Origin of the sequence: Rothia sp. HMSC065D02, assembly GCF_001815285.1 — a bacterium.
GTDB lineage: Bacteria > Actinomycetota > Actinomycetes > Actinomycetales > Micrococcaceae > Rothia > Rothia dentocariosa.
In genome coordinates this window covers 1-2,396 of record NZ_KV820058.1, presented here as the reverse complement: position 1 = coordinate 2,396, position 2,396 = coordinate 1, and the positions used below count along the sequence as shown (strand labels likewise).

At 50.0% G+C, this 2,396-nt stretch carries 1 protein-coding gene; it reads left to right on the top strand.

Annotation, left to right across the window (positions count from 1 at the left end; genetic code table 11):
- The first annotated feature begins 367 nt into the window (after nucleotides 1-367).
- Nucleotides 368-2,287 carry a tetracycline resistance ribosomal protection protein Tet(W) gene (gene tet(W), locus HMPREF3016_RS00005; RefSeq protein WP_070739220.1) on the top strand — a complete coding sequence of 640 codons (1,920 nt, stop codon included), beginning with the start codon at nucleotides 368-370 and terminating at the stop codon, nucleotides 2,285-2,287.
- Nucleotides 2,288-2,396: the final 109 nt, after the last annotated feature.

The window sequence follows — 2,396 nt, the reverse complement described above, 5'->3', positions numbered from 1 at the left end:
CCCACAACACCTACACCCTCAAATGCGAAGAGCCCTTTTAGGTACTTGCTTTCCTAAAACTGATGTGATACAATGATTTAATCCAGAAAAGGAGTAAAAAATATGCGGCAAGGTATTCTTAAATAAAACTATAATCAAATAGTGGGAACAAAGGATTATGATAGCTCCTTTTGTAGGGGCTTAGTTTTTTGTACCCAATTTAAGAATACTTTTGCCTTATCAATTTTGACATATCCCCAAAAACAGCAATCACAAACAGGTGTATGCTGTATATGTGTATGTCCGCAACTTATAATCCCCAGTGGTAAAAGTATTTTACTGCTGGGGATTTTTATGCCCTTTGGGGCTGTAAAGGGAGGACAATCACATGAAAATAATCAATATTGGAATTCTTGCCCATGTAGACGCTGGAAAGACGACCTTGACGGAGAGCCTGCTATATGCCAGCGGAGCCATTTCAGAACCGGGGAGCGTCGAAAAAGGGACAACGAGGACGGACACCATGTTTTTGGAGCGGCAGCGTGGGATTACCATTCAAGCGGCAGTCACTTCCTTCCAGTGGCACAGATGTAAAGTTAACATTGTGGATACGCCCGGCCACATGGATTTTTTGGCGGAGGTGTACCGCTCTTTGGCTGTTTTAGATGGGGCCATCTTGGTGATCTCCGCTAAAGATGGCGTGCAGGCCCAGACCCGTATTCTGTTCCATGCCCTGCGGAAAATGAACATTCCCACCGTTATCTTTATCAACAAGATCGACCAGGCTGGCGTTGATTTGCAGAGCGTGGTTCAGTCTGTTCGGGATAAGCTCTCCGCCGATATTATCATCAAGCAGACGGTGTCGCTGTCCCCGGAAATAGTCCTGGAGGAAAATACCGACATAGAAGCATGGGATGCGGTCATCGAAAATAACGATGAATTATTGGAAAAGTATATCGCAGGAGAACCAATCAGCCGGGAAAAACTTGCGCGGGAGGAACAGCAGCGGGTTCAAGACGCCTCCCTGTTCCCAGTCTATCATGGCAGCGCCAAAAATGGCCTTGGCATTCAACCGTTGATGGATGCGGTGACAGGGCTGTTCCAACCGATTGGGGAACAGGGGGGCGCCGCCCTATGCGGCAGCGTTTTCAAGGTTGAGTACACCGATTGCGGCCAGCGGCGTGTCTATCTACGGTTATACAGTGGAACGCTGCGCCTGCGGGATACGGTGGCCCTGGCCGGGAGAGAAAAGCTGAAAATCACAGAGATGCGTATTCCATCCAAAGGGGAAATTGTTCGGACAGACACCGCTTATCAGGGTGAAATTGTTATCCTTCCCAGCGACAGCGTGAGGTTAAACGATGTATTAGGGGACCAAACCCGGCTCCCTCGTAAAAGGTGGCGCGAGGACCCCCTCCCCATGCTGCGGACGACGATTGCGCCGAAAACGGCAGCGCAAAGAGAACGGCTGCTGGACGCTCTTACGCAACTTGCGGATACTGACCCGCTTTTGCGTTGCGAAGTGGATTCCATCACCCATGAGATCATTCTTTCTTTTTTGGGCCGGGTGCAGTTGGAGGTTGTTTCCGCTTTGCTGTCGGAAAAATACAAGCTTGAAACAGTGGTAAAGGAACCCTCCGTCATTTATATGGAGCGGCCGCTCAAAGCAGCCAGCCACACCATCCATATCGAGGTGCCGCCCAACCCGTTTTGGGCATCCATAGGACTGTCTGTTACACCACTCTCGCTTGGCTCCGGTGTACAATACGAGAGCCGGGTTTCGCTGGGATACTTGAACCAGAGTTTTCAAAACGCTGTCAGGGATGGTATCCGTTACGGGCTGGAGCAGGGCTTGTTCGGCTGGAACGTAACGGACTGTAAGATTTGCTTTGAATACGGGCTTTATTACAGTCCGGTCAGCACGCCGGCGGACTTCCGCTCATTGGCCCCGATTGTATTGGAACAGGCATTGAAGGAATCGGGGACGCAGCTGCTGGAACCTTATCTCTCCTTCATCCTCTATGCGCCCCAGGAATACCTTTCCAGGGCTTATCATGATGCACCGAAATACTGTGCCACCATCGAAACGGCCCAGGTAAAAAAGGATAAAGTTGTCTTTACTGGCGAGATTCCCGCCCGCTGTATACAGGCATACCGTACTGATCTGGCCTTTTACACCAACGGGCGGAGCGTATGCCTTACAGAGCTGAAAGGATATCAGGCCGCTGTCGGTCAGCCGGTCATCCAGCCCCGCCGTCCAAACAGCCGCCTGGACAAGGTGCGCCATATGTTTCAGAAGGTAATGTAAAGATACATAATCGTCAAGACGGCAACAATCAGAAGTTATGGAGGGTAACAATGGAATATAGTAAGGAAGATTTAATGGCTCTTCGCATTTGAGGGTGTAGGTGTTGTGG